Below are 25,716 nucleotides of genomic sequence, written 5' to 3' on the forward strand. Positions count from 1 at the left end.
CGGGCCGGCGAGGGGCGGGGGCTGTTCTGGTTCCCGGGGTCCGGGGTGATCGTTGTCACGGGTGGTTCCTGGTGGCTCGGTGCCGGCTCGGTGCGGGGACGCCCGTCCGGTCAGGGCTTGAAGGTGACGGGGAGGTTGGCGGGTGCGGCCCCGGTCGGCGGGATCTGGAGGGTCTTCAGCGCGAACTCCATGACCTGTTTGTGGACGGGTCCGCAGATCTGGCCGCCGAAGTAACTGCCCTGGGTGGCGTTCTGGATGGCGCAGTACACGGTGACACGGGGCTTGTCGGCGGGGGCGAAACCGGCGAACGACGAGGTGTAGCCGTGGTACTTGCCGGTGACCGGATCCACCCGGTTGGCCGTGCCCGTCTTGCCCGCCACGCGGTAGCCGAGGATGCGGGCCTTGGTGCCGGTGCCCTCCTCGTCGTCCACCACGGACTCCAGCATCTGCGCGAGTGTCCTGGCGGTCTTCTCGCTGACCACGCGGGTCTTCTCGGGCTCCGGGGCCGGTGTGAAGCGTCCGTCGGCGTCCTTCGTGCCGCGGACGAGGGTGGGTTCGATGCGCACGCCGCCGTTGGCGATCGTCGAGTAGACGGAGGCGGCCTGGAGCGCGTTCAGGGAGACGCCCTGGCCGAAAGGGATCGTGTACTGCTGCGAGGTCGACCACTGGCCGGGGGGCGCGAGGATGCCTTTGGTCTCGCCGGGGAAGCCGAGCCCGCTGTACTCGCCGAGGCCGAACTTGCGCAGGTAGGAGTAGAGGACCTTGTTGGCCTCGGCCTGTGTCCTGCCGAGTTCGCCGGTGGCCAGGATGGTGCCGATGTTGCTGGACTTGGCGAGCACGCCGTTGAGCGTGAGGTACCAGGTGGGGTGGTCGACGTCGTCCTTGAAGAGCCGGTCGCCGCGGTGCAGCCGGTTGGGGACGGTGACGTGCGTGTGCGGGGTGGCGACGTTCTCCTCGAGCACGGCGGCCATGGACATCACCTTGGCCGTGGAGCCGGGCTCGAAGGCGTCCTGGAGGGCCGCGTTGCCGAGCGCCGCGGGGTTCGCGTGCGCCAGGTCGCCCGGGTCGAAGCCGGGCGCGTTGGCCATGGCGAGGATCTCGCCGGTGCGGGTGTCCTGGACGATGACGTAGCCGCCGTCCGCCTTGGACTTCTTCACCTGCTCGGTGATGGCGTGCTGCGCGGCCCACTGGATGTCGCGGTCGATGGTGAGCTCGACGTCGCTGCCGGGCACGGCGGGTGTCTTGGTCGCGTCGGCGGTGGGTACCTGGTGGCCGCCGGACTGCACGTAGCGGACCTCGCCGTCCTTGCCGGACAGCGTCTCGTTCAGCTGGCGTTCGAGTCCGCCGCCGCCCTTGCCGTCGGCGCTCACCCAGCCCAGGACGCCGGCGGCGAGGTCGCCGCCCGGGTACACGCGCTTGCTGCTGGGGTCGGCCAGGACGCCCGCGAGGACGTTGACCGTGGACCTGTCCGTCTCGGCCTTCTTGGCGAGCGTGCTCTTCAGGTCCTTGATCTGGTTCCAGACCTGCGGGGTCTGCCGGTGGGCGAGGCGGACGTAGCGCAGCTTCTTGTTCTTCGGGCGCAGCAGCCCGGCCAGTTCGGACTGGTCCCGGCCGAGGATCGGCGCGAGCAGCGCCGCCGCCTGCTCGGGACCGTCGTCGATCTTGAGCTGTTCGCGGGTGAAGAGCGTGGGGTCGGCCGTGATGTCGTAGGCGTCGACGGTGGTCGCGAGGGCCACGCCGTTGCGGTCGGTGATCCCGCCGCGCTCGGCGGACAGGGTGTGGACGACGTAGCGGTGCCGGTCGATCTTGGCGGTGTACGTGCCGGCGTCGACGGCCTGCACCTGGAGCAGCCGTACGACGAAGGCGGCCAGGACCAGGGTCAGCGCGAGGCCGATCATGCGCAGCCGGGGCCGGGGGCTGCCCAGCCGGATGGAGCGGGGCGCGCCCGGCCGGGGCGGGCCGGGGCGGCGGGCCGGGCGGGCGCCGGGTCCGGGCTGCCGCCGGCCGCCGGGACGGACGGGCCTCGCGGGTCCGGGCACGCGGCGGCGCGTCGGTTCCCTGTCGGACACTTCCGTCACCTGCCGGGGGTCGGGGTGGGGGCGGCCGCCGCGGTGGGGGTGGCGGTGGCACCGGCGGACGCGGGGGCGGGCGGGGCGATCAGCGCCTCGGGGGCGAGGACGAGGGGGGTGGCCGGGGAGGGCGCCGGGGCGGGCGAACCCTTGACGGTGCCGTCGGGGGCGAGGAAGGCGGGGTCCGTGCCGGGCACCATGCCCAGTTCGCGGGCGCGGTGCTGGAGGGCCTGGGGCGCGGAGTAGGCGTCGATGTCGCGCTGGAGGGCCTGTTCCTCGTCGGTGAGGCTCTTCGTCTCCTCCTTGAGGTCGTCCAGCTGGAACGAGCCCGCGCTCAGGGCGGAGTTCAGCACCAGCAGTCCGACGAGGCCGCCGCCCAGCAGGAGGACGACGAGGAGGGCGAACGGCGCCCGGGCGGCCTGGCCGCGTCCGCCGGGCGGGAGCAGCCGGGCGAGCCGCGCGGCCCGCCCCCTCAGCCGGGGTTTCCCGCTCACGAGCCCTCCCTTCGGCCCGGGCGGCACATCCGCACGCGCCTGGCCTGCTTCACTCGACGTCCTCCCTGACGCGCTCCGCACCGCGCAGCCGTGCCGGCGCCGCCCGCCGGTTCTCGGCGATCTCCTCCTCGGTGGGGAGTTCGGCACCGCGCGTGAGCAGCTTGAGCCGTGGTGCGTAGCGTTCGGGCACGACCGGCAGTCCCGGGGGCGCGGTGTTGGCGGCACCCGCCGCGAAGACCTGCTTGACCAGCCGGTCCTCCAGGGAGTGGTAGGACAGCACCGCGATCCGCCCGCCCACGGCCAGCGCCTTGACGGCGGCCGGGATCGCCCGCTCCAGGACGGACAGTTCGCCGTTGACCTCGATGCGCAGGGCCTGGAAGGTGCGCTTGGCCGGATTGCCGCCGGTGCGCTTGGCCGCCTGCGGCAGCGCGGCGCGGATCAGCTCCACCAGCCGGGCGCTGTTGGTGAAGGGTTCCTTCTCGCGCTCGCGCACGATCGCGGAGACGATCCGCTTGGCCTGCTTCTCCTCGCCGTAGGCCCGCAGGATGCGGACGAGTTCACCGGGCGGGTAGGTGTTGAGGACCTCGGCGGCGCTCATGCCGGCCGTCTGGTCCATGCGCATGTCGAGGGGGGCGTCCTGGGCGTAGGCGAAGCCGCGGCCGGCCTCGTCGAGCTGCATGGAGGAGACGCCCAGGTCGAACAGCACGCCCTGGACGCGGGGGATTCCGAGCCGGTCGAGGACGTCGGGCAGTTCGTCGTAGACGGCGTGGACGAGGGTGGCGCGCTCGCCGTAGGGCGCGAGCCGCTCGCCGGACAGGCGCAGGGCCTCCTTGTCCCGGTCGAGGGCGACGAGACGGGCCTCGGGAAAGCGGTCGAGCAGCGCCTGGCTGTGCCCGCCGAGCCCGAGCGTGCAGTCCACCACCACGGCCCCCGGCTCCTGGAGGGCGGGTGCCAGCAGGTCCAGGCACCGCTGGAGCATCACCGGGACGTGTCGACTCTGACTCAAGTGGGGCGGCCTCTCGGGTCCGGCACGACGACACGCACTGCCGGGTCCCCTCCCGCTCGCTCGTGAAGGGGAGGCCTGCCGGCGCCGGAAGCGTCAGCCGGCCGGGAGCGGGAGGAGGCCGAGCCGTACGTACGCGCCGCGCACGTGGGGAGATCTGGCGGGACGTCGTCCAGGTCTCCGGGGGTGTTCAGTCCAGCGGGGAGACCCTCGCCTCCCGCTTCGCGTCACTTTAGTCCACCCTGTCGCCCGGTCAATCAACCGGCCCGCGCGTGGCGGACGCCGGCGTCCGCAAACCGGTGCGACGAGGCATTTCACCCGTACGGGCGCGTTCTCACGCCCTGTGGATCGGCTCACAACAAGCCGTGATGGTGCTCTTTGTCCCTCTTCGCGACGGGCCCGGGGCGCGGGCGGCCAGTAACGTCATGTCTATGACGACTTCCGCATCGGTACCCGCAGGCCCGGACTCCCCCACGGCCGGCGGCGGCACCGTCACCGACCGGCTCGTCGAGGCGAACGAACGCTACGCCGCCGCGTTCAGCGATCCGGGGATGGGCGCCCGTCCCGTGCAGCGCGTCGCCGTCGTGGCGTGCATGGACGCGCGCCTCGATCTGCACGCGGCGCTCGGCCTCCGGCTCGGCGACTGCCACACCATCCGCAACGCGGGCGGTGTCGTCACCGACGACGTGATCCGCTCCCTCACCATCAGTCAGCGGGCGCTGGGCACCCGCAGCGTGGTCCTGATCCACCACACCGGCTGCGGCATGGAGACCCTCACGGAGGGCTTCCGGCACGACCTGGAGCTGGAGGTCGGCCAGCGTCCCGCGTGGGCGGTGGAGTCCTTCCAGGACGTGGAGCAGGACGTCCGGCAGTCGATCCAGCGGGTGCGCACGTCACCGTTCCTGCCGCACACCGAGGACGTGCGCGGTTTCGTGTTCGACGTGAGGACGGGCCGGCTGAGCGAGGTCCTGCCCGGCTGATCCGTCCGCCCGCCTCGGCCGTCACCGTCCGCGCCTCCCCGTCCCGGCCGCGGCCGCCTCGGCCGTCGCTGCCTCCGTGTTTCCGCGTTTCCGCGTTTCCGCCGGACGGGATCGCAAAGGTCATAAGACCCGACATATCGAGGTCAGTTGTCCACAGGCGAGTGACACGAATCGGTAACGGCGGCAAGAATGCGGGAAAGCGGTGTCCGCGCGGAACTGTTTCCGCGCGGCGTCCGTATTCGGGGTGGGCCGGTCCGCGGTACGGACCGGACCGGAAAGTCCGGGGTATCTCTCGTTCCCCGGTGAACGCGGGGCAAGGCCGAGGAGGGCCGGGGTGACGACCTATGAGGATCAGGCGAGCCATGGGGGCGCCACCGACCGGGCGTACGCGGGGGTGGGGGACGACCTGACCTCCGTGGCCGAGCGGGTCCGCGTCTCGGTGGAGAACGTGATCGAGGGCAAGCCCGAGGTCGTACGGCTCGCGCTGACCGTGCTGCTCGCCGAGGGACACCTGCTGATCGAGGACGTCCCGGGCGTCGGCAAGACCATGCTGGCCAAGACACTGGCGCGGTCGATCGACTGCTCGGTGCGCCGCATCCAGTTCACGCCGGACCTGTTGCCCTCGGACATCACCGGGGTGTCCATCTGGGACCAGCAGCGCCGGGACTTCGAGTTCAAGCCGGGCGCGATCTTCGCGCAGGTGGTGATCGGCGACGAGATCAACCGTGCCTCGCCGAAGACGCAGTCCGCGCTGCTGGAGTCGATGGAGGAGCGCCAGGTCACCATCGACGGGCAGACCTACGAGCTGCCCAGCCCCTTCATGGTGGTGGCGACGCAGAACCCGGTCGAGATGGAGGGCACCTATCCGCTTCCGGAGGCCCAGCGCGACCGTTTCATGGCACGCGTCTCCATCGGTTATCCGAGCCCCGAGGCCGAGCTGCAGATGCTCGACGTGCACGGTGGGGTGAACCCGCTGGACAGTCTGCAGCCGGTGGCGCACGCGCACGAGATCGTGAAGCTGATCGAGGCGGTCCGGGGTGTCCACGTCGCGGACCCGGTCCGGCGGTACGCCGTCGACCTGGTCGCCGCCACCCGCACCCACCCGGATCTCAGACTCGGCGCCTCGCCGCGCGCGACGCTGCATCTGCTGCGCGCGGCGAAGGCGTCCGCAGCCCTGAGCGGCCGGGAGTACGCGCTGCCGGACGACGTGCAGGCCCTCGCCGTCGCCGTCCTGGCCCACCGCCTGCTGCCCACCGCCCAGGCCCAGCTGGGCCGCCGCACGGCCGAGCAGGTCGTCCAGGACATCCTGCAGCGCACCCCGGTGCCCGCCGCGTCCCAGCAGCAGACGGGCTTCGGCGTGGCGCACGGCGCTCCGGCGTACGGCCGGCAGCAGCCGCGGAGGCTGTGATGGACGCCGGGGGGCCGGGCCGGGCGCGGGAGGGCCGCGGGACCAGAGGCGGTGTCCGCACCGCCCTGGCGGGCCTGACCACCCGCGGGCGTTCCTTCCTGGCCGCCGGTGTCGCCGCCGCGATCTGCGCCTATGTGCTCGGTCAGAGCGACCTGCTGCGCGTCGGGCTGCTGCTGAGCGTGCTGCCGCTGGTGTGCGCGACGGTGCTGTACCGCACGCGGCACCAGGTGAAGGGCAGCAGGCTGCTCTCCCCGGCCCGGGTCCCCGCGGGCAGCGAGGCCCGGGTCCACCTGCGCGTCGACAACATCTCACGGTTGCCCACCGGCCTGCTGATGCTCCAGGACCGGGTGCCCTACGTGCTGGGGCCGCGTCCCCGCTTCGTGCTCGACCGGGTGGAGCCGGGGGGCCGGCGCGAGGTCTCCTACCGGGTCCGCTCCGACCTGCGGGGCCGCTATCCGCTGGGCCCGCTCCAGCTGCGGCTGACCGACCCGTTCGGCATGTGCGAGCTGACCCGGTCCTTCTCCGCGCACGACGACCTGACGGTGATTCCGCGTGTGGAGCCGCTGCCGCCGGTGCGGCTGAGCGGCGAGGCGAAGGGATACGGCGAGGGCCGGCAGCGCTCGCTCGCGCTGGCGGGCGACGACGACGTGATCCCGCGCGGATACCGCTACGGGGACGATCTGCGACGTGTGCACTGGCGCTCCACCGCCCGGTACGGCGAGCTGATGGTGCGCCGCGAGGAACAGCCGCAGCGTGCCCGCTGCACAGTTCTCCTGGACACGCGGGGCACGGCCTTCGAGGGGGCGGGGCCCGACTCGGCCTTCGAGTGGGCGGTGTCGGGTGCGGCGTCGGTGCTGGTGCACATGCTGGAGCGGGGCTTCTCCGTCCGGCTGCTCACCGACACCGGCGACTGTGTGCCCGGCGAGGGTGCCGAGGGGTTCGCGGGCGCGAGCCAGGGCGCGGCCGAGACGGCCGGGCTGATGATGGACACCCTCGCCGTGATCGGCCATTCCGACGGCACGGGCCTGTCCCGGGCCTACGACGTGCTGCGCGGCGGGAACGAGGGGCTGCTGGTGGCGTTCTTCGGCGATCTGGACGAGGAGCAGGCCATGGTGGCCGCCAGGATGCGGCATCGCAGCGGTGGCGCGATCGCGTTCGTGCTCGACAGCGAGACCTGGCGGGGAGACTCGTCCGACGTGCCCGGCCCGGCCGTCGTCCCCGGCCCGTCCGGCGTGCGCGGGGAGGGGCCGCGGATGCTGCGCGAGGCGGGCTGGAGCGCCGTGGGGGTGCCCCGGGGCGCCGGTCTGGAGGAGCTGTGGCGGCTCGCGGGCCGGGAGCGCGCGGATCTCGCGGCGACGAGCGGTGGGGAGGGGGCGCGATGAACCGGCCGGCACCGTCGGCGCCGTGCGCCCGGGCTGCCGTACGCGGGAGGTGGCCGGGGCCGGCGTGCCACGCGCTCGCCGGCCCCGTGAGCGCGGATCGTGGGGAGGGGAGCCGGTGAGCGGGCAGGCACGGCTGGCACTGTGGGCGTGGGCGGCCACGCTGTCGGCGGCGTGCGCGCTGCTTCCGCTGGTCGACCCCGCCGTCTGGATCTTCCAGGCGGCGGTCATGCTGGCGGTCCAGACGGGTGTCGGCGCGGGGGCCCGGCGGGTGCCTCTGGCCCGGCCGCTGACGGTCGCCGCGCAGGCCGTGACCGGGCTGTTGCTGCTGACCTGGGTCTTCGCCCGGCAGCAGGCTCTGGCCGGGCTGATCCCGGGCCCGGAGGCCTTCCGGCACTTCGCCGAGCTGCTGCGGCAGGGCGGTGACGACATCGCCCGGTACGCGATACCGGCTCCGCTGGAGTCCGACGGCATCCGTCTGATGCTGGTCGGCGGCGTGCTGGTGATCGGCCTGCTGGTGGACGCCCTCGCGGTGACCTTCCGCAGTGCCGCGCCGGCCGGGCTGCCGCTGCTGGCCCTGTACTCGGTGGCCGCGGGGCTGTCCGACGGCGGTGCCGACTGGCTGTGGTTCCTGCTCGCGGCGGCCGGTTATCTGATGCTGCTGCTGGCCGAGGGCCGTGACAGGCTCTCGCAGTGGGGCCGGGTCTTCGGCGGGGCACCCCGGTCCCGGGGCGCCGGTGCCGACCGCGCGGTGGCCCCGGTACGCACCGGGCGCCGCATCGGCGCGCTCGCGCTGGGCGTCGCGCTGGTGGTGCCCCTGGCGCTGCCCGCGATGGACGGCGGGCTGCTGGACGGCGCCCGCGGGGGCACCGGCTCCGGGACGGGTGGCAACGGCACGATCTCCGCGGTGAACCCGCTGGTCTCCCTGCGCGACAGTCTCAACGTCGACGAGGACCGCCAGGTCCTGTCCGTGAAGACGGACGCGGAGGACCTCTCCGACCTGTACCTGCGGATCGTTTCCCTGGACGAATTCGACGGCAGCACCTGGAAGCCCTCGAAGCGGCGGATCACCGCAGTTCCGGCGGGCCCCTTCCCCTCTCCGGCCGGGCTCGGCCCCGACGTGGAGCGCACCGAGACCGAGACCACGGTCTCGGCCGCGGACTGGTACGCCCAGGACTGGCTGCCGATGCCGTACCCGCCGAGCGGCGTCCGGATCGGCGGCAACTGGCGGTACGAGCCCGTCGGCATGACGCTGGTCGGTGACCACGGCCAGAACACGCGCGGGCTGACGTACGAGGTGCGGAGTCTGGACGTACGGCCGACCGCGGAGCAGCTCGCCTCGGCACCGCAGCCGCCGGCGGCTCTGCAGCGGGAGTACACCGAGCTGCCGGACTCGCTGCCGGCGGTGGTGTCGCAGACGGCCCGGGACGTCACCGAGGGCGCGGCGAACCCGTACGAGCAGGCGGTCAGGCTCCAGGAGTACTTCGCGGTCAACGGCGGCTTCGAATACGACACCCAGGTCGAGGTCGGCGGCGGCTCGCAGGCGATCGCCCGTTTCCTGGAGGACAAGCAGGGTTTCTGCGTGCACTTCTCCTTCGCCATGGCGGCGATGGCCCGCTCGCTGGGCATTCCGGCGCGGGTCGCGGTCGGGTTCGCACCGGGTACGCCTCAGGCGGACGGTTCGGTGGCGGTGGGGCTGCGCGACGCGCACGCCTGGCCGGAGCTGTACTTCGAGGGCGTGGGCTGGACCCGTTTCGAGCCGACGCCCACCCGGGGGTCGATCCCCGCGTACACGGTGGAGAACACGCCGGGCAACGCGGTCCCCGATCCGGTGCTGCCGTCCCGGGAGGCGACGACGGAGCCGTCGGCGGCGCCCTCGGCCGGCGAGAGCTGCCCGCCGCAGGAGAGGAGGCTGGGGGCCTGCCCGAGCGAGTCGACGGCGGCGGTGGCGGTCACGGACGACCGGGGGCCGAAGTGGTACACGGTTCTGGCCTGGGTGCTGGGCGGGCTCGCGGTGCTGTTGCTTCCGCTGGCCCCGATGCTGTGGCGCCTGCGGGCCCGGTCGGTCCGCTTGGGGGCGCACGGCCGTGGCGAGGAGGACACGGCACCGCACGTCCTGGCGGTCTGGGAGGAACTGACCGACACGGCGTGGGACTTCGGGATCCCGCCGCAGGAGTCGCAGACCCCGCGTCGGGCGGCGGCGCGCATCGCCCGGCTCGGGCAGCTCGAGCCGGACGCCGAGGCGGCGGTCCACCGGGTGGCGGACGCGGTGGAGCAGGTTCTCTACGCGCCCCGGCCACGTCTCGCGGCGGGTCTTGCGGAGGACGTGCGACGTGTGAGCGCCGGGTTGCGGGGCACGGTCAGCCGCACGACGAGGCTGCGCGCACGGTTCGCCCCGCGTTCGTCCGCACGGGTGGTCTGGGCGGTCTCGGACCGGTGGGCCGCCCTCAGGCAGCGCCTCTCGACGGCCCGCCCGACGCTGCGGAAGACGTCGGGGCAGCAGGGCTGAGCGCCCGGGGCGAGGCGGCCGGGACGGGGCTGAGCGGGCGGCCGCGCCACAGTCGGCGGGGTCGGTGCCGGGCGGCCCGGTGCCAGGCCGGGTTCGGCACCGGCCTGGCACCGGCCGCCGGGCGGTGGGACGTCCCCGGCCCCGGCCTGGCACTGGCAGACCGCTCGCGGGTGCGCATGACGTGGTCCCTGCAGTCCGCCCGGTCCCTGTGGTCCCTGTGCGGTCTCTGTGGCCTCCGTCGCCTCCGTGGCCCGGACAGGATGTCCCGGCATGCGTGAGGGGTGACCACCGGGTCGGTGGTCACCCCTCATACGTCTGTCGTGGTGAGCGACTGCCGGGCTACTGGCCGCCCTGCTGCTCGTCCCTGCGTCGCTGCCAGCGCTCCTCGATGCGATCCATCACGGAGCGTTTCTGCCGCACCTGACGGCCCGCCTGCGGACCGGCGCCCGCGACGGGCTGCTCGCCCGGCTTGGGGGCCTTGCGCCAGCCGGTCACGGCGAGCACCGCGCACCCCAGCATGACCAGGAAGCCCACCACGCTGAGCCAGACCTGCTTGGCGACCATTCCTGCCATGAGGAGCGCAATTCCCACGAGGAAGCCCGCGACCGCCTGGTAGACCCGCCGCCGGGTGTACGTACGCAGCCCGCTTCCCTCGAGCGCCGACGCGAACTTGGGATCTTCGGCGTACAGCGCTCGCTCCATCTGCTCGAGCATGCGCTGCTCGTGCTCCGAGAGCGGCACGGAGTCCTCCTCATCGTGCAGTCGCCGGGGCGACGCGGGGGGTCTCTTCAGGATAGGCAGGGAATCGCCCCCGTGAAACCCGCCCCTCTACGCCAATTGGCCAACCGGTGACCGTCATGGCCGCGTCGGCTCGCTGAAGTTTCCTTTCCCCAGCGGCCGACCCGTCATGCCGGGCGGTCTCCCTCGATCATACGGCGCCGGGCCCCCGTTCGGGGGGCCTGTGGCGTACTCCATCTGCAGCCGCGCCGCTGATCAGCGCCCTGTCTCCCGAGCGGCTCTCAGGCCTCCTCGGTCCCCCGTGTCTCACCGAGCACGTGCAGCTGCGTGGCCACGGAGTGGAACGCGGCGAGCTCGGCCGCCGCGGCCTCGAGCCTGAGCAGCGCGTCCAGGGCCCCGGGCTCGGTGTCGACCAGCGCGCCGGGGACCATGTCGGCGAAGATCCGCACTCCGTGCACGGCGCCGACCCGCAGCCCCGCGTCCTCGACCAGTCCGGTGAGCTGCTGTGCGGTGAAGCGCCGGGGCATCGGGTCTCCCGTGCCCCAGCGGCCGTCCGGGTCGTCGAGCGCCTGCCGGGCCTCCGTGAAGTGGCCGGCGAGGGCCCGCGCGAGCACGGCACCGCCCAGACCGGCGGCGAGCAGGCTGAGGAGGCCCTCGGTACGCAGCGCGGCCACCGCGTTGCGCACGCCCTCCGCGGGGTCGTCCACGTACTCCAGGACGCCGTGGCACAGCACCGCGTCGTAGCCGCCGCGCTCGACGACGTCGAAGAGGCCGTGGACGTCGCCCTGCACGCCCCGGACCCGGTCGGCGACCTCTGCCTCGGCGGCCCGGCGCTCCAGCGCGAAGAGTGCGTTGGGGCTGGGGTCGACGACGGTGACGTGGTGGCCGAGAAGCGCCAGGGGCACCGCGAAGTTGCCGCTGCCGCCGCCGGTGTCCAGGACGTCCAGCGCCTGACGGCCGGTGGCCTTGACCCGGCGGTCGAGGGCTTCCTGCAGGACCTCCCAGACCACGGCGGTCCGCAGGGCGGCGCGGGACCGCGCGGGCTCGGAGCGCGGCGACGCCGTGTGCGGGCGGTGGGGGGACACGGGCGGGCGCATCGGGTCCGACACGGCATTGACTCCTCGGCGCGGCACCGCCTCTGGCACGGGCGGAGCGAACGGGCTGCCGCCCCGGCCCGGGTGCGGGACGGGGCAGGCTTCAGGCGTCTCCCACCCTATTGCCTCCGCTGTCGCGGCCGGTCACTCCGGGTGCCGTCGCCCGCGGCCACGGCGGCCCCGGTCCGGCCGGCGTGCTCATCCCGCGTCCGGCAGGTCACGGCCCGCGCCGCCGCGGTGCGGGCGGGGACGCGGCGAGGCGGCCCGGCTGCCGGCCGGCGATGCCGTGCCCGTCCGGTCCCGCTCCTTGCGGCCGGGCTGCGGGCCGCCCCCGTCCGCACCGTCCGGCCGCGGGTCATCCGTGTCGGGGCGGGACCGGGGCAGGACCGGCTGGAGGGCGAGCATCCTCTCCACGATGCGCAGGAACATCGCCACGTCGCGTATCAGGTCGTCGGCGTCCCGCTTGCCGGCGGCGCCCTGGATACCCGCTTCGGCCCGGGCACGGCGCCGGGCTCCGGAGGCGAACAGCGCGCTCCAGTCGGCGAGCTCGGGAGCGATCTCCGGGAGTACCTCCCAGGCGCTGCGGATGCGGGCCCGGGCCCGCGGGGTGGCCTCAGGGCGGCCCCGGGCGGCGAGGACCGCGGCGGCGGTGCGCAGCGCCGCGAGGTGGGCGGTCGCGTACCGCTCGTTCGGTGTCTCGAGGACGGTGGCCTCTTCCAGCCCGGCGCGCGCCTGGGCGAGCAGGCCGAGGGCGGCGGGCGGGGCGGTGGTCCGGCGCAGCACGGGGTGCACGTCGTCGGCCGGGCCGTTCAGCGAGGGGGCAGGGCCGGCTGCGCGGTGCCGCCGGGCGGCGGCTGCGGACGAGTGGGCCATGACGATCCTCCTGTCGTCTCCGTGACGGCACTGTGGCCGTATGTGCACATCGTGCGGTATGCCACTGACAATCCGTTCCGACCTGGTCTTTTCCTTCGGTCGTGGGTTCGGTTCGGGTGGGCCGCCCGGCCCTGCGACGACCCGCTCGGACAGCCGGAGAGAGGGCTGTGAGAATCGGGGACATGGAACGCAGCAGCACCGCCCCGCGCGGCAGCAGCCGTCGTGAGGCCACCCGGCAGAAGCTCTACGAGGCGGCCGTCACCCTCATCGCCGAGCAGGGCTTCTCCGCCACCACCGTGGACGAGATCGCCGAGCGCGCCGGGGTCGCGAAGGGCACGGTCTACTACAACTTCGCCAGCAAGTCCGTGCTCTTCGAGGAGCTGCTGCGGCACGGTGTCGGGCTCCTGGCGGCTTCGCTGCGGCAGGCCGCCGAACGGACGGCGCGGGAGGGCCGGGGGCAGGTCGACGCCCTGGACGCGATGGTCCGCGCGGGGCTCGTCTTCATCGACCGCTACCCCGCCTTCACCCAGCTGTACGTGGCCGAGCTGTGGCGCACCAACCGTGCCTGGCAGTCCACCCTGCTGGTGGTCCGGCAGGAGGCCGTCGCGGTGGTGGAGGGCGTGCTGCGCAAAGGCGTGGAGAGCGGTGAGTTCAGCGGGGAGATCGACGTGCCGCTGACCGCCGCCGCGCTGGTCGGCATGGTCCTGGTGGCCGCGCTGGACTGGAAGTCGTTCCAGCCGGAGCGTTCCCTCGACGACGTCCACGCGGCCCTGTCGCGGCTGCTGCAGGGGCGGGTGAGCGGCCGGCCCTGAGACGCCGCGCACGAGGGGCGCCGGTCCGGCGGTGGCCTCGTCCCCCGTGGCCGTCGCCGGACCGGCGCCCTGTTCCCCCGTACGTCCCCCCGTGGGCCCCCGTTCTCGGTCGTCCCCCGGGCTTCCCCCGTACCTCGCTCCCGACGGCCTCGGCCGGCGGAAGGAGCGGATCGCGGGCCCGGCTCCGTTCCGGCACCCCGTGTCGCCGGTGCCGGAGCCGTGCCCCTCTCCGTGGCTCCACTCTCTCGTTCCCACAGGTCGGGACCCATCCGCGCGCGTACTCATCTCCTCTTCTAGGTACGAGTACTCAGCCCGGGGCATCCGGGCCCGGCTCGGCACGGCGCCGCCCGGACATCGGCACGCCCGCGGTGTGCTCGACGGGCCCGGCCGGCGGTGCACGGCCCGCGGGCCGTGCTGTCGGTGGCGGCGGATAAAGTCCCTGGCATGGCACGGATTGCGGTGATCGGCGCCGGGATGGGCGCGATGGCGGCCGCTGCCCGGCTGGCCGTCGCGGGCCACCGGGTGGTGGTGTACGAGCGGACCGGGACGTACGGCGGCGCGGTGCGCCGCTTCGAGCGGGACGGTTTCTCCTTCGACACCGGCCCGGGTCTGCTGCCGCTGCCCGCGGTCTGGCGCGACCTGTTCGTCAAGACCGGCAAGGAGCCGCTGGAGTCCTGCGTCGAACTGGTCCAGGTCGACCCGTCGTCCCGGCATGTGTTCGCGGACGGCACGGAGGTCTCGCTGCCGAACGCCTCGCGCGCGGGCGTGGTCGCCGCGCTGGACGAGGCGCTCGGCGCGCCCGCCGGTCAGCGCTGGGGCGACTTCCTGGTGCGGGCCCGGGAGGCGTGGGACCGCACCCGCCGGCCGCTGCTCGAGGAACCGCTGTGGCCCGACTGGCGGGTGCTGGGCGAGCGTGAGCCCTATCCGTCGGTCCCCCACAAGCGGCTGCTGCGCACCCGCCGGGCCGGCACGCTCGCCGAGGTGGGCGCCTGGGAGCTGCGGGACGCCCGGCTCGCCGCCCTGCTGGAGAGCCACGCGCTCGCGTACGGCCTCGATCCGCGGACGGCTCCGGCGAACACGGCGGTGCTGCCGTACATGGAGCACGCCTTCGGCATGTGGTACGTGCGCGGCGGGCTGCGGGAGCTGGCGCGGGCGGTGTACGAGCGGTGCCTGGCCCGCCGGGTCGGGTTCCGCTTCGGCACCGAGGTCACGGGGGTCGTCGAGAAGGACGGCCGGGTGGCGGGCGTGGAGCTGGCCGGCGGGGAGGTGGCGGAGGCCGAGTTCGTGGTCGCCGGTGTGGCGCCCGGCGTCCTGGACCGGCTCACCGGCGGCGTCGCGGTGCGCGGCGAGGGCGAGGTCCTGCCGCAGCGCGGGGCGCCGAGCCGGATCACGGTGCTGGCGGCGCTGCGGGGCGGCCGCCCGGCGGGTACGGCGCACCGCACGGTGGTGCACACGGCGGACCGTGAGGGCGAGCTGGAGTCCCTGTTCGGTGCCGTGCCCGGCGTGCCCGCCCGGCCCACCGTCACGGTCCTGCGCCCAAACGACCCGGCGTCCGTCCCCGGCCCGGACCACGAGGCGGTCGTGCTCACCTCCGTGGTGCCCGAGGGGGCGGACGCCGGGGACCACGCCGAGCGCCTCCTCGACGTGGCCGGACGCGCCGTGCCGGACCTGCGCGACCGCCTTCTGTGGCACGAGGTGCGTGCCCCCGCCGACATCGCGGCGGAGACCGGGGCGGCGGGCGGCGCGGTCCCGCCGCCCGCGCTGGCGGCGGCCGACGGGCGTCTGCTGCATCCCGGCAACAGCACCCGTGTGACGGGGCTGTTCACGGCGGGCGGCTGGTCGCACCCCGGCGGCGGGCTGCCGCATGCGGGCATGTCGGGCGCGCTGGTCGCCGGACTCGTCGTGGAGGGGCCGGAGTTCCGGGGCTCCCAGTGAGAGACGCGGGGCCCGGCGCCGGGCCCCGCGTCCGTCGCAAGCGGTACTGCTCGTCAGAAGCGGTACTGCTCGTCGTAGCCCTGACTCGGGTTCGGCGCCGGGTCGTTGCCCGGGTGCGGGTAGGTCTGCTCGGGCGGGAGCTCGCCGCCGTAGGGGTCGTCGGCGCTGCGCTGCTGCGGCACCCACACCCCGCCGGCGGGGGTCTGTGAGCCGTAACCGCCGGTCGAGCCGGGGGTGTACGGGTCCTGGCCGTAGCCCTGCGCGGGGTACTGCTGCCGACCTGCGGTGTCGTAGCCGCCGGTCTCGTACGCTCCGCCGCCGTAGGTGGGGGTGCCGACGTACGGGTCGGAGTAGGCGGCGTACTGCTGGCCGGTGTCGTAGCCGTAGCCCTGCTGAGCGTAGGCGGAGTGGTCGTAGCCGTAGGACGGGTCGGTGGTGCCCGCCGCGGCCGGCGCCTGCGGAGCGTGTCCGGTGCCGGAACCGGCGTACACGCCGTACGAACCGGTGTCGTCGGGCAGGGGCTGCGGTTCGTAGAGGGCGGTGGTCTCCGCGGCCGTGGCGTCGGTGTGGCGCACCGGCGTGAAGACGTCGTCCCGGTCGTGGTCGGCACGGCCGTAGTCGTCACGGTCGTGGTCGTCGCCGTTCTGCACGGGGCCGTGCGCGCCGGGGAGGGGCGCCTCCGCTTCCAGGCCGGAGACCTCCAACGTCGGCTGCCCGCGGCCGCGTTCGGGGCGGCGGCGCTTGGCTCCGACGAGACCCGCCGGGGCGTTGACCGCCCACCCGGCCTCGAAGCCCTGGCGGAACGACAGGGTGACGTAGGTCTGGCCGACCGCGAAGGCGGCAGCACCCACGCCGATGACCAGCACGTTCGACATCAGTACGCCGGCCACGACGGCGGCGAACCCGCCGAAGGCGAGCAGTCGCCAGCGCAGCCGCGCCTTGTACTGCAGCAGCACCTCACCGAGCAGCCACAACGCGACGATGCCGAACGCGATGTAGAGGACCGTCCAGCCCATGTACGCCCCTCTCCCAGTGGCCGTTACGCAGTGTGTCGCACCTATGTGCGACAGGTCTAGGCCCGCGGGGGGTGGTGCAGGCCCAGATTCTCGTAGATCTCCAGCGTCGCCGTGGAGTTGTTCAGCGTGATGAAGTGCAGTCCGGGAACACCCTCGGCCAGCAGCCGCGCGCAGAACTCCGTGGCGAACTCGATGCCAATGGAGCGTACAGCCGCCGGATCGTCCTGTGCCGAGAGGATCCGCTCTTTCAGCCCGGCAGGGAACGAGGCGTTACTGAGTTTCGGCAACCTCTCCAGCATCTTCACACTGGTCACCGGCATGACCTCGGGGATGATCGGGGTCTCGCAGCCGGCCGCGGTGACCCTGTCGCGCAGGCGCAGGTACGACTCGGGGTGGAAGAACATCTGCGTGATCGCGTAGTCCGCGCCGGCCCGGCACTTGTCGACGAAGTGCGCGACGTCCGTGTCCCAGTCCGCGGAGCGCGGATGCATCTCCGGGAAGGCCGCCACGCCGACGCAGAAGTCGCCGGACTCCTTGATCAGCCGGACGAGTTCGGCGGCGTAGGTCAGGCCCTGCGGATGCGGGACCCAGTCGGCCGTCGGGTCGCCGGGCGGGTCGCCGCGCACGGCCAGCATGTTGCGGATCCCGGCGTCGGCGTACTGGCCGATGATGTTGCGCAGTTCGGCGACGGAGTGGTCGACCGCGGTGAGGTGGGCGACCGGGGTCAGGGTCGTGTCGGCGACGATCTGCTCGGTCTCCCTGACCGTGCCGGCGCGGGTGGATCCGCCCGCGCCGTAGGTCACGGAGACGAAGTCCGGGGCGACCGCCTCCACCCTGCGGAGCGCACTCCAGAGGTTCTTCTCGCCCTTGGCGGTCTTCGGCGCGGAGAACTCGAACGAGTACGTCGTCTTGCCGGCGGCGAGAATGTCACGCACGGTGCGTGCGCGATCAGTCCTGGTGGATGCGGTTCCGAGGGCCATACGGGCAGGTTAGCCAGGGGGCGGCGGTCCCCCAACCGGACGAGGGGGATTCATCCGCTTTGTCGACTTGTTGTCCATCCCTTGGACACATGCCCCCGGCAACGGCACCGGACGCGCCCTCGTTCGCCGTCCGCCGTCCTGCACCTGCCGTCCTACGCCTGCCGCAGGCGCTTCGCGAACTCGGCCGCCGCCGCGCCGGGATCGTCGGCCGCGGTGATGGCGCGGACGACGACGACCCGGCGGGCGCCCGCGTCCAGCACCTGGTCGAGGTTGCCGAGGTCGATGCCGCCGATGGCGAACCAGGGGCGGTCGGTGCCGAGGGAGGCCGTGTACCGGACGAGGCCGAGGCCGGGTGCGTGGCGGCCGGGCTTGGTGGGGGTCGGCCAGCACGGGCCGGTGCAGAAGTAGTCCACGCCCTCCTGGACGGCGGCCGCGGCGGCCTCGGACTCGGCGTGCGTGGAGCGGCCGACGAGGACGCCGTCGCCGAGGATCGCCCGGGCGGCGGGCACCGGGAGGTCGCCCTGTCCTAGGTGCAGCACGTCGGCGCGGGCGGCGTGGGCGACGTCCGCGCGGTCGTTGACGGCGAGGAGCTTGCCGTGGCGGGCGCAGGCGTCGGCGAAGACCTCCAGGTGTTCCAGTTCCTCGGCGGCCTCCATGCCCTTGTCGCGCAGCTGCACGATGTCGACGCCGCCGGCCAGCACCGCGTCCAGGAATTCGGGCAGGTCGCCCTGGCTCCGGCGGGCGTCCGTGCACAGGTAGAGCCGGGCGTCGGCGAGCCGGGCGCGGGCGGTGGCGGCGGTGTCGGACATACGTGTCCCCCAGGTCGATGGCGTACGGGCCTCGATGGCGTACGGGCCGCGGCGGGCGACGCCGTGGCATACGGGCCGTGCGGCGGCCGGTGGCGGCCGTGGCTCGCGTCCGGTGTACGGGCCGGGACCGGTGGCCCGGCCCGTACACCGGACGGTGTGTCAGGTCAGACGGCGAGCGCCTGGGCGCGGCGCTTCACCTCCGTGCCACGATTCTCGCTCAGTGCCTGCGCGGGGGTGCCGGGCAGGGACGGGTCGGGCGTGAAGAGCCACTCGAGCATCTCCTCGACCGTGAAGCCGTCGTCCCGCAACAGCGTCAGGGTCCCCACCAGGCCCTTGACGATCTTGTCCCCGTCGATGAAGGCCGCCGGGACGTGCAGCGCGCGGTTCTCCCCGCGTCGCACGGCGATGAGCTGGCCTTCCTTGATCAGCTGCCGCACACGGGTCACCTCGACGCCGAGCATCTCGGCGATGTCGGGAACAGTGAGCCAGGCGGGTACGAGAGCATCGATCTTTGCGTCAATCTCGGTCACGTCCCAAGCCTGCCATCTGCCACCGACAGTCGGAAACCGGACCCGGCCGTCACGGGCGGCCCGAGGTCACGCCGTCGCCGTCTTCAGCGGCCTGGCCGGGTCGGCGAGCAGCCGCGGGTCCATCCGCGCGCCCGCCTCGATCAGGCGTCTGCCCTGTGCCAGGTCCCGCGGGCGGCCCACCGCCAGCAGGGCGGTCAGGCGGCCGTCGCGCAGCCAGCAGACGGACCAGGCGGGACCGGAGGGGTCGCCGCGCCACAGGACGGTGTCGGCGGACGTGTGGTGACCCGCGTACTGCACGAACCGGCCGAACTGCTCGGACCAGAAGTACGGCACCGGGTCGTAGGCGGCCGGGACCTCGCCGGCGGCGGCGCCGACGATGCCCGCGGCGACGGTGCGCGGGCCCTGGAGGGCGTTGTCCCAGTGGTGGACGAGCAGCCGCTCGCCGTACCGGCCGGACGGGAAGGACGCGCAGTCGCCGACCGCGTACACGTCCGGCGCCGAGGTGCGCAGACGGTCGTCGGCCAGGACCTCGCCGTGCGGGCCGAGCCCGATCCCGGAGCCGGCGAGCCAGGCGGTGGCGGGCCGGGCCCCGATGCCGACGACGACGGCGCCGGCCGGCAGCCGCGTGCCGTCGTCGAGGACGACGACGTGACCGGCCTCCCCCGGCCCCCCGGGCTCGACGCGCTCCACGCGTGCGCCGGTGCGCAGGACGGCGCCCGCGTCGGCGTACCAGGCGGACATGGGGGCGGCGACCTCGGCGGGCAGCGCACCGGCGAGGGGCCGGTCGGCGGCCTCCACGACGGTCACCGCGCAGCCCGCCTCGCGCGCCGCGGTGGCGAACTCGGCGCCGATCCAGCCCGCGCCGACGACCACGATGTCGTGCTGCCGGGCGAGCACGGGGCGCAGCCGCTCGGCGTCGTCCAGGGTGCGCAGCAGGTGCACGCCGGGGACGCCCTCGGTGCCGGGCAGCCGGAGCGGTTCGGCGCCGGTCGCGAGGACGAGGCGGTCGTACGGCACCGGCCCGGCGGATGTGTCCAGGACGTGCGCGCCGGGGCGGACGCCCAGTGCCTCGCAGCCGAGCCGCAGCCCGATGCCGAGCGCCTCGAAGTCGACGTCGAAGGCGGAGCCCTCGGCGGTGCCGAGCAGGACGGCCTTGGACAGCGGCGGGCGGTCGTACGGCTGGTGGGGTTCGGCGCCGATCAGGGTGACGGTGCCGGTGAATCCCTGTTCGCGCAGGGCCACCGCGGTCTGCACGCCCGCCATGCCCGCGCCGACGACGACCACGCGGCATCCCGCGTCCGCCGTCCGTTCCCGTGTCTGCTCGCTCACCCGGTCACCTTAGGCGTCCGGGGGATCGCGGGTCAGTCGCCGGACGCGGTGATCTCCTCCACAACGCTCGTCCCGCTGCCCTCCCGCGACTCCCACTCCCAGGTCTCCTCCAGGCGCACCCGCCCGTCGGGCAGGTCGACGACCGTCGACACGCAGTGCCCGGACGAGGTGCCGCCGTCGGTCCTGAGCTGCACGTACCGGAAGTCGAGCCGGTCGCCCTCGCGGACGCCCACCAGCCGGCCGCGTACGACGTCGCCGCCCGCGTACTCGGCCCAGACCTCGCCGTCCTGTTCGTGGTAGGTGAACCGGGTGCGGGTGCCGACCTGGCCGGGGGCCTGGTCGGCGACCGGGGCGAGGACCAGACCGTCGAGCGAACGGGCCACGGTGGAGGCTCCCTTACGGCTTCGGAGTGCTGCGGGCTAGGGTGGCCACCGTAAAGCACTCGCGGGAGCCCGGACGCACCGGGCTGAGAGGGAGGCTGAACGGCCTCCGACCGTACGAACCTGATCCGGGTCATGCCGGCGAAGGGAGGGGCTGGACGCCCATGTCGTCCCCACCGATCACAGCATCCGCACCGTCGTCACCCCGCGTGTCACCGCGCACGCCGGACGTCCTCGTCGTGGGCGGCGGGATCATCGGCCTGGTCACGGCGTGGCGGTCCGCGCAGCGCGGGCTCGCCACGGCCCTCGTGGACCCCGCCCCGGGCGGCGGCGCGGCCCGGGTGGCGGCCGGGATGCTGGCCGCCGTCACGGAACTGCACCACGGTGAGCAGACGCTGCTCGCGCTGAACCTCGCCTCGGCCCGCCGCTATCCGGAGTTCGCCGCCGAGCTGACCGATCTCACCGGCCACGGTCTCGGGTACCGCCGCTGCGGCACCCTGGCCGTCGCGCTGGACGCCGACGACCGCGCCCACCTGCGGGAGCTGCACGCGCTGCAGGAGCGCTCGGGGCTGGAGTCGGAGTGGCTGACGGGGCGCGAGTGCCGACGCCTGGAGCCGATGCTCGCGCCGGGCGTGCGCGGGGGGCTGCGGGTGGACGGCGACCACCAGATCGACCCCCGGCGTCTGGCCGGCGCCCTGGTGGCCGCCTGCGAGCGGGCGGGCGTGGTCCTCCACCGGGCGCGGGCCGAGCGGCTCACCGTCGCCGGGGACCGGGCGACCGGCGTCGTCACGGCCGACGGCACGGCGCTCACGGCCGGGCGGGTGGTGCTGGCCGGCGGCAGCCTGAGCGGGCGCCTCGCGGGCGTGCCGGACGCCGTGCGGCCGCCGGTGCGGCCGGTGAAGGGGCAGGTGCTGCGGCTGGCCATGCCGCGGACGCACGGGCCGCTGCTGAGCCGGACGGTGCGTGCCGTGGTGCGCGGCAACCCCCTCTACCTGGTGCCCCGGGAGAACGGCGAGCTGGTCGTCGGCGCCACCAGCGAGGAGCTGGGCTGGGACACGACGGTGACCGCGGGCGGCGTCTACGAGCTGCTGCGCGACGCCCACGAGCTGGTCCCCGGCATCACCGAGCTGCCGCTGACGGAGACCCTGGCGGGCCTGCGCCCCGGCTCCCCCGACAACGCCCCGCTGCTCGGCCCGACGGAGCTGGACGGGCTGCTGCTGGCCACCGGGCACCACCGCAACGGCGTGCTGCTGACCCCGGTCACCGGCGACGTCATGGCGCACGTGCTGACCACCGGGGAGCTCCCGGACGAGGCCCGGCCCTTCACCCCCCGGCGCTTCGGCGCCGTCCCCGCGACACTCACGGAGCAGACCGTATGAAGATCTCCGTCAACGGAGAGCCGCGCGAGGTGGCTCCCGGCACGGCCCTGGACGCCCTGGTGGGCACGCTCACCGCGGCGCCGTCCGGAGTGGCCGCCGCCCTGAACGAGACCGTCGTCCCGCGCGCGCAGTGGCCCGCCACGGCCCTGTCCGACGGCGACCGCGTCGAAGTCCTCACCGCCGTCCAGGGAGGCTGACCCATGGCCGACGATCCCTTCGTCCTCGGCGGTACGGCCTACACGTCCCGCCTGATCATGGGCACCGGCGGAGCGCCCAGCCTGGACGTGCTGGAGCGCGCGCTGGTGGCGTCCGGCACACAGCTGACGACCGTCGCGATGCGCAGGGTGGACCCGTCCGTGCACGGGTCCGTGCTGTCGGTGCTGGAGAGGCTCGGCATCGGGGTGCTGCCGAACACGGCCGGCTGCTTCACCGCCGGGGAGGCCGTCCTCACCGCCCGCCTGGCGCGCGAGGCCCTCGGCACGGACCTGGTCAAGCTGGAGGTCATCGCCGACGAGCGCACCCTGCTGCCGGACCCCGTCGAGCTGCTGGACGCGGCGGAGACGCTGGTGGACGACGGCTTCACCGTGCTGCCGTACACGAACGACGACCCGGTGCTCGCGCGGAAGCTGGAGGACGTCGGGTGCGCGGCGGTCATGCCGCTCGGCTCGCCGATCGGCTCGGGGCTCGGCATCCGCAACCCGCACAACTTCGAGCTGATCGTGGAGCGCGCGCGCGTTCCGGTGATCCTCGACGCGGGGGCCGGTACGGCGTCGGACGTGGCGCTGGCGATGGAGCTGGGGTGCGCTGGTGTGATGCTGGCCTCGGCGGTGACGCGGGCGCAGGAGCCGGTGCTCATGGCCGAGGGCATGCGGCACGCGGTGGAGGCGGGGCGGCTGGCCCGGCGTGCGGGGCGGATCCCGCGGCGGTATTTCGCCGAGGCGTCGTCCCCCGCAGAGGGGTTGGCGGTGCTGGACCCGGAGCGGCCCGCCTTCTAGGTACGGGGCGCCGGGCCCGGGAGAGCGCGCTCGCCCGGGCGTACGGAGTGCCGCTGTGATGCCGGACGTGGCGGCGGGGTGTCCGCGTCGGCTCGTACACTCGCCTGCGTGGACACGACCCTTCAGGACCCTCTGGTCGGGCAGGTGCTCGACGGCCGGTATCGCGTCGAGGCGCGGATCGCGGTCGGCGGGATGGCCACGGTCTACCGGGCCGTGGACACCCGCCTCGACCGCGTGCTCGCGCTGAAGGTGATGCACCCGGCGCTCGCGGCCGACGCCGCCTTCGTCGAGCGCTTCATCCGCGAGGCCAAGTCGGTGGCCCGGCTCGACCATCCCAACGTCGTCCAGGTCTACGACCAGGGCGCCGAGGGGGCGTACGTCTACCTGGCGATGGAGTACATCGCCGGCTGCACCCTGCGGGACGTGCTGCGCGAGCGCGGCGCGCTGCAGCCGCGGGCCGCGCTGGACATCCTGGAGCCCGTGCTGGCCGCGCTCGGCGCCGCGCACCGGGCCGGGTTCGTGCACCGGGACATGAAGCCCGAGAACGTGCTGATAGGCGACGACGGGCGGGTCAAGGTCGCCGACTTCGGGCTGGTGCGGGCCGTGGACACGGTCACCAGCACCACCGGAGCCGTCCTCGGCACCGTCTCCTACCTGGCGCCCGAGCAGATCGAGCAGGGCGCGGCCGACCCGAGGGTCGACGTGTACGCGTGCGGTGTCGTCCTGTACGAGATGCTGACCGGCGGCAAGCCGCACGAGGGGGACTCCCCCGCCCAGGTGCTCTACAAGCACCTCCACGAGGACGTGCCGCCGCCGTCGGCCGCCGTGCCGGACATGGCCTGCGAACTGGACGAGCTGGTCGCCTCGGCGACCGCGCGCACCCCGGGGGTCCGCCCGCACGACGCCGTGGCGCTGCTGGCGCAGGTCCGCGAGGCGCGCGCGGCACTGAGCGCGGAGCAGCTGGACGCGATGCCTCCGCAGGCACGCGCCGTGGAGCACGACAACGCCGAGGACCGCACGAGTGTGATCCCGCGCGCCCTGACGCTGCCCCGCCCGCTGCCCGTGAACGAGGACGAGTCCGAAGGCGGGGACGCCGTCCCGGCCGGTGCCGCCTCCGGGGACGGGGTCCACCGCACCAGCAGGCTGACGGCTCCCCCGGCGCCGTCCCCGCGCCCCCGGCTGCGCCGCGGGCCGGCGGCGGTCGTCGTCGCCGTCCTGCTGGTCCTCGGTCTCGGGACGGGCGTCTGGTACATCAACTCCGGCCAGTTCACCAAGGTGCCCGCGCTGCTGTCCAAGACGGAGGCGCAGGCCAGGGACCGGCTGGAGGAGGCGGGGCTGGACGTCGGCACGGTCCGGCACGCCTACAGCGACACGGTCGAGCGCGGCACCGTCATCAGCACCGACCCCGCGGCCGGCGCCCGCATCCGCAGGAACGACTCGGTGTCGTTCACGGTCTCCGACGGCCCCGAGACCGTGAAGCTGCCCGACGTACGCGGCTACAGGCTGGACCGCGCGCGGACCCTGCTCGAGGACGAGGGGCTGGAGCCGGGCATGGTGACCCGGGCGTTCAGCCAGGACGTCCCCAGGGGCTTCGTGGTCTCCACGGCCCCGGGGACGGGCACCGAGGTGCGCGCGGGCTCGGCCGTGGCGCTCGTCGTCAGCAAGGGCCGCCCCGTCGACGTGCCGGACGTCACCGGTGACGACCTCGCGGACGCGAAGGCGGAGCTGACGGAGGCCGGGCTGAAGGTGAAGGTCGCCGCCGAGCAGGTCACCTCCGAGTACGACAAGGGGCAGGTCGCCCGGCAGACGCCGGACGCGGGCCGCCGGGCCGCCGAGGGCGACACGGTGACGCTGACCGTCTCCAAGGGCCCCGAGATGGTCGAGGTCCCGGACGTGGTGGGCGACAGCGTGGACGACGCGAAGCGGAAGCTGGAGGACGCCGGGTTCGAGGTGAAGGAGGACCGCGGGCTGCTCGGGCTGTTCGGCGACACCGTGAAGGAGCAGTCCGTCGACGGCGGGGACGAGGCGCCCAAGGGCTCCACCGTGAGGATCACCATCAGGTGACGGGTGACGGCTCTCACGGTCCGGCCGCCCGCCCCCGCATGACACCCTGAACGGGTGAACAGTCAACAGTCCGCCCTCTCCCGCAACCCCGTCGGCGGTCACGTTCCCGTGGCCGGCGGCCTGCACTCCGTCGGCCTGTCCTACGCCCGTGACCTGAAGGCGGAGGCCGTGCAGGTCTTCGTCGCCAATCCGCGCGGCTGGGCCACCCCGGCGGGCAGCCCGAAGCAGGACGAGGCGTTCCGGGAGGCCTGTGCCGAAGGGGCGATCCCGGCGTACGTGCACGCGCCGTACCTGATCAACTTCGGGTCGCACACCGAGGCGACGGTGGAACGGTCGGTCGAGTCACTGCGGCACTCGCTGCGGCGGGCGCGCGCGATCGGGGCGCTCGGCGTGGTCGTGCACACCGGCAGCGCGACCGGCGGCCGGGAGCGTGCCGTGGCGCTGCGGCAGGTGCGGGAGCACATGCTGCCGCTGCTGGACGAGCTGACCCACGACGACGACCCGTACCTGCTGCTGGAGTCGACCGCCGGGCAGGGCGCCTCCCTGTGCTCGCGGACCTGGGACTTCGGGCCGTACTTCGAGGCGCTGGACGCCCATCCGAGGCTGGGCGTGTGCCTGGACACCTGCCACATCTTCGCGGCGGGGCACGACCTGACCGGCCCCTCCGGCATGCACCAGACCCTGGACCTGCTGGTGGAGACGGTCGGCGAGGGCCGGCTGAAGCTGATCCACGCCAACGACTCCAAGGACGTGGCGGGCGCGCACAAGGACCGGCACGAGAACATCGGTGCCGGTCACATCGGTGAGGACCCGTTCCGGGCGCTGATGACGCACCCCGCGACCGAGGGTGTGCCGCTGGTCATCGAGACGCCGGGCGGCAAGGAGGGGCACGCCGCGGACGTGGAGCGGCTGAAGAAGCTGCGCGACGGCTGATCCCGCC

General features: G+C 74.1%; 23 protein-coding genes and 1 riboswitch. Of the genes, 11 read left to right on the forward strand and 12 right to left on the reverse strand.

The features are described from left to right. Positions 1-110: 110 nt before the first annotated feature. From ACFYOJ_RS06690 to rsmH, 3 genes are read right to left on the reverse strand one after another with little or no spacing between them, the layout of a single operon-like run. A complete protein-coding gene (locus tag ACFYOJ_RS06690; protein ID WP_356552120.1) occupies positions 111-2,078 on the reverse strand; it encodes a penicillin-binding protein 2 in 1,968 nt (655 codons plus the stop codon). Next, the gene (locus ACFYOJ_RS06695) at positions 2,075-2,563 is read right to left on the reverse strand and encodes a septum formation initiator family protein (protein ID WP_356552122.1); all 489 of its coding nucleotides are present in this window, start codon (positions 2,561-2,563) and stop codon (positions 2,075-2,077) included. The genes ACFYOJ_RS06690 and ACFYOJ_RS06695 overlap by 4 nt, the downstream gene beginning before the upstream one ends. Before the next feature lie 49 nt (positions 2,564-2,612). Then, positions 2,613-3,569 (reverse strand): 16S rRNA (cytosine(1402)-N(4))-methyltransferase RsmH, encoded by a 957-nt coding sequence (gene rsmH, locus ACFYOJ_RS06700; RefSeq protein WP_356552124.1) that lies wholly within the window; start codon positions 3,567-3,569, stop codon positions 2,613-2,615. Between the two features lie 428 nt (positions 3,570-3,997). Here rsmH and ACFYOJ_RS06705 point away from each other — a divergent pair, with 428 nt between their 5' ends. The 4 genes from ACFYOJ_RS06705 to ACFYOJ_RS06720 all read left to right on the forward strand — a co-directional run bounded on the left by ACFYOJ_RS06705 (position 3,998) and on the right by ACFYOJ_RS06720 (position 9,842). Then, positions 3,998-4,546 carry a carbonic anhydrase gene (locus tag ACFYOJ_RS06705; RefSeq protein WP_356552126.1) on the forward strand — a complete coding sequence of 183 codons (549 nt, stop codon included), beginning with the start codon at positions 3,998-4,000 and terminating at the stop codon, positions 4,544-4,546. 334 nt (positions 4,547-4,880) lie between these two features. Next, positions 4,881-5,954: an AAA family ATPase gene (locus ACFYOJ_RS06710; protein ID WP_388596256.1), complete on the forward strand. Its 1,074-nt coding sequence runs from the start codon at positions 4,881-4,883 to the stop codon at positions 5,952-5,954. After that, positions 5,954-7,336: a DUF58 domain-containing protein gene (locus ACFYOJ_RS06715; RefSeq protein ID WP_356552127.1), complete on the forward strand. Its 1,383-nt coding sequence runs from the start codon at positions 5,954-5,956 to the stop codon at positions 7,334-7,336. The genes ACFYOJ_RS06710 and ACFYOJ_RS06715 overlap by 1 nt, the downstream gene beginning before the upstream one ends. A 115-nt stretch (positions 7,337-7,451) precedes the next feature. Continuing rightward, positions 7,452-9,842: a DUF3488 and transglutaminase-like domain-containing protein gene (locus ACFYOJ_RS06720; protein ID WP_356552128.1), complete on the forward strand. Its 2,391-nt coding sequence runs from the start codon at positions 7,452-7,454 to the stop codon at positions 9,840-9,842. Positions 9,843-10,181: 339 nt separating this feature from the next. On the opposite strand, the gene ACFYOJ_RS06725 is transcribed toward ACFYOJ_RS06720, so the two are convergent. The 3 genes from ACFYOJ_RS06725 to ACFYOJ_RS06735 all read right to left on the reverse strand — a co-directional run bounded on the left by ACFYOJ_RS06725 (position 10,182) and on the right by ACFYOJ_RS06735 (position 12,547). Beyond that, entirely contained in the window at positions 10,182-10,583 is a 402-nt protein-coding gene (locus ACFYOJ_RS06725) for a DUF3040 domain-containing protein (protein WP_356552130.1), read from the reverse strand. 278 nt (positions 10,584-10,861) lie between these two features. Next, complete coding sequence (locus ACFYOJ_RS06730) at positions 10,862-11,689, reverse strand: methyltransferase (protein WP_356552132.1); 828 nt, start codon at positions 11,687-11,689, stop codon at positions 10,862-10,864. A 183-nt stretch (positions 11,690-11,872) separates the two neighbouring features. After that, positions 11,873-12,547, reverse strand: a complete 675-nt coding sequence (locus ACFYOJ_RS06735; protein WP_356552133.1) for an SAV_6107 family HEPN domain-containing protein — start codon at positions 12,545-12,547, stop codon at positions 11,873-11,875. Between the two features lie 182 nt (positions 12,548-12,729). Here ACFYOJ_RS06735 and ACFYOJ_RS06740 point away from each other — a divergent pair, with 182 nt between their 5' ends. Both ACFYOJ_RS06740 and ACFYOJ_RS06745 read left to right on the forward strand, forming a co-directional pair. After that, positions 12,730-13,359, forward strand: a complete 630-nt coding sequence (locus tag ACFYOJ_RS06740; RefSeq protein WP_356552135.1) for a TetR/AcrR family transcriptional regulator — start codon at positions 12,730-12,732, stop codon at positions 13,357-13,359. A 444-nt stretch (positions 13,360-13,803) separates the two neighbouring features. Beyond that, entirely contained in the window at positions 13,804-15,294 is a 1,491-nt protein-coding gene (locus ACFYOJ_RS06745; RefSeq protein ID WP_356552137.1) for an NAD(P)/FAD-dependent oxidoreductase, read from the forward strand. A 53-nt stretch (positions 15,295-15,347) separates the two neighbouring features. Here ACFYOJ_RS06745 and ACFYOJ_RS06750 read toward each other — a convergent pair whose 3' ends face one another. The 6 genes from ACFYOJ_RS06750 to ACFYOJ_RS06775 form a co-directional block, all read right to left on the reverse strand. Next, on the reverse strand, positions 15,348-16,310 hold the full coding sequence (locus ACFYOJ_RS06750) for a hypothetical protein (protein WP_356552138.1): 963 nt from the start codon (positions 16,308-16,310) through the stop codon (positions 15,348-15,350). Positions 16,311-16,366: 56 nt separating this feature from the next. Then, positions 16,367-17,290 (reverse strand): methylenetetrahydrofolate reductase [NAD(P)H], encoded by a 924-nt coding sequence (metF, locus tag ACFYOJ_RS06755; protein ID WP_356552140.1) that lies wholly within the window; start codon positions 17,288-17,290, stop codon positions 16,367-16,369. A 152-nt stretch (positions 17,291-17,442) separates the two neighbouring features. Next, positions 17,443-18,099, reverse strand: a complete 657-nt coding sequence (gene thiE / locus ACFYOJ_RS06760; RefSeq protein ID WP_356552142.1) for a thiamine phosphate synthase — start codon at positions 18,097-18,099, stop codon at positions 17,443-17,445. Between the two features lie 164 nt (positions 18,100-18,263). Then, positions 18,264-18,629: an Rv2175c family DNA-binding protein gene (locus ACFYOJ_RS06765; RefSeq protein ID WP_356552143.1), complete on the reverse strand. Its 366-nt coding sequence runs from the start codon at positions 18,627-18,629 to the stop codon at positions 18,264-18,266. A gap of 66 nt (positions 18,630-18,695) precedes the next feature. Further along, positions 18,696-19,958 carry an FAD-dependent oxidoreductase gene (locus ACFYOJ_RS06770; RefSeq protein ID WP_356552145.1) on the reverse strand — a complete coding sequence of 421 codons (1,263 nt, stop codon included), beginning with the start codon at positions 19,956-19,958 and terminating at the stop codon, positions 18,696-18,698. A 32-nt stretch (positions 19,959-19,990) separates the two neighbouring features. Further along, entirely contained in the window at positions 19,991-20,341 is a 351-nt protein-coding gene (locus ACFYOJ_RS06775) for a hypothetical protein (protein ID WP_356552147.1), read from the reverse strand. A gap of 51 nt (positions 20,342-20,392) precedes the next feature. Next, a riboswitch (TPP riboswitch) is annotated at positions 20,393-20,505 on the forward strand. Between ACFYOJ_RS06775 and thiO the strand changes: the two genes are divergently transcribed. The 5 genes from thiO (at position 20,503) to ACFYOJ_RS06800 (ending at position 25,709) form a co-directional block, all read left to right on the forward strand. Next, the gene (gene thiO, locus ACFYOJ_RS06780; RefSeq protein WP_356552148.1) at positions 20,503-21,717 is read left to right on the forward strand and encodes a glycine oxidase ThiO; all 1,215 of its coding nucleotides are present in this window, start codon (positions 20,503-20,505) and stop codon (positions 21,715-21,717) included. (Overlaps the previous riboswitch by 3 nt.) Continuing rightward, entirely contained in the window at positions 21,714-21,914 is a 201-nt protein-coding gene (gene thiS, locus ACFYOJ_RS06785) for a sulfur carrier protein ThiS (RefSeq protein WP_356552150.1), read from the forward strand. The genes thiO and thiS overlap by 4 nt, the downstream gene beginning before the upstream one ends. Before the next feature lie 3 nt (positions 21,915-21,917). Beyond that, complete coding sequence (locus tag ACFYOJ_RS06790; RefSeq protein WP_356552152.1) at positions 21,918-22,712, forward strand: thiazole synthase; 795 nt, start codon at positions 21,918-21,920, stop codon at positions 22,710-22,712. A 108-nt stretch (positions 22,713-22,820) separates the two neighbouring features. Further along, entirely contained in the window at positions 22,821-24,776 is a 1,956-nt protein-coding gene (gene pknB, locus ACFYOJ_RS06795) for a Stk1 family PASTA domain-containing Ser/Thr kinase (protein ID WP_356552153.1), read from the forward strand. 54 nt (positions 24,777-24,830) lie between these two features. Beyond that, positions 24,831-25,709 (forward strand): deoxyribonuclease IV, encoded by an 879-nt coding sequence (locus ACFYOJ_RS06800; RefSeq protein WP_356552155.1) that lies wholly within the window; start codon positions 24,831-24,833, stop codon positions 25,707-25,709. The last annotated feature ends 7 nt before the right edge of the window (positions 25,710-25,716 follow it).

It is taken from the genome of Streptomyces sp. NPDC006384 (assembly GCF_042870695.1).
Lineage (GTDB): Bacteria > Actinomycetota > Actinomycetes > Streptomycetales > Streptomycetaceae > Streptomyces.

Coding starts and splice junctions, on each gene's coding strand:
- ACFYOJ_RS06750 (WP_356552138.1), bottom strand. CDS start 16,310: ATGGGCTGGACGGTCCTCTACATCGCGTTCGGCATCGTCGCGTTGTGG.
- ACFYOJ_RS06735 (WP_356552133.1), bottom strand. CDS start 12,547: ATGGCCCACTCGTCCGCAGCCGCCGCCCGGCGGCACCGCGCAGCCGGC.
- ACFYOJ_RS06740 (WP_356552135.1), top strand. CDS start 12,730: ATGGAACGCAGCAGCACCGCCCCGCGCGGCAGCAGCCGTCGTGAGGCC.
- metF (WP_356552140.1), bottom strand. CDS start 17,290: ATGGCCCTCGGAACCGCATCCACCAGGACTGATCGCGCACGCACCGTG.
- thiS (WP_356552150.1), top strand. CDS start 21,714: ATGAAGATCTCCGTCAACGGAGAGCCGCGCGAGGTGGCTCCCGGCACG.
- ACFYOJ_RS06715 (WP_356552127.1), top strand. CDS start 5,954: ATGGACGCCGGGGGGCCGGGCCGGGCGCGGGAGGGCCGCGGGACCAGA.
- thiO (WP_356552148.1), top strand. CDS start 20,503: ATGTCGTCCCCACCGATCACAGCATCCGCACCGTCGTCACCCCGCGTG.
- ACFYOJ_RS06790 (WP_356552152.1), top strand. CDS start 21,918: ATGGCCGACGATCCCTTCGTCCTCGGCGGTACGGCCTACACGTCCCGC.
- ACFYOJ_RS06745 (WP_356552137.1), top strand. CDS start 13,804: ATGGCACGGATTGCGGTGATCGGCGCCGGGATGGGCGCGATGGCGGCC.
- ACFYOJ_RS06705 (WP_356552126.1), top strand. CDS start 3,998: ATGACGACTTCCGCATCGGTACCCGCAGGCCCGGACTCCCCCACGGCC.
- thiE (WP_356552142.1), bottom strand. CDS start 18,099: ATGTCCGACACCGCCGCCACCGCCCGCGCCCGGCTCGCCGACGCCCGG.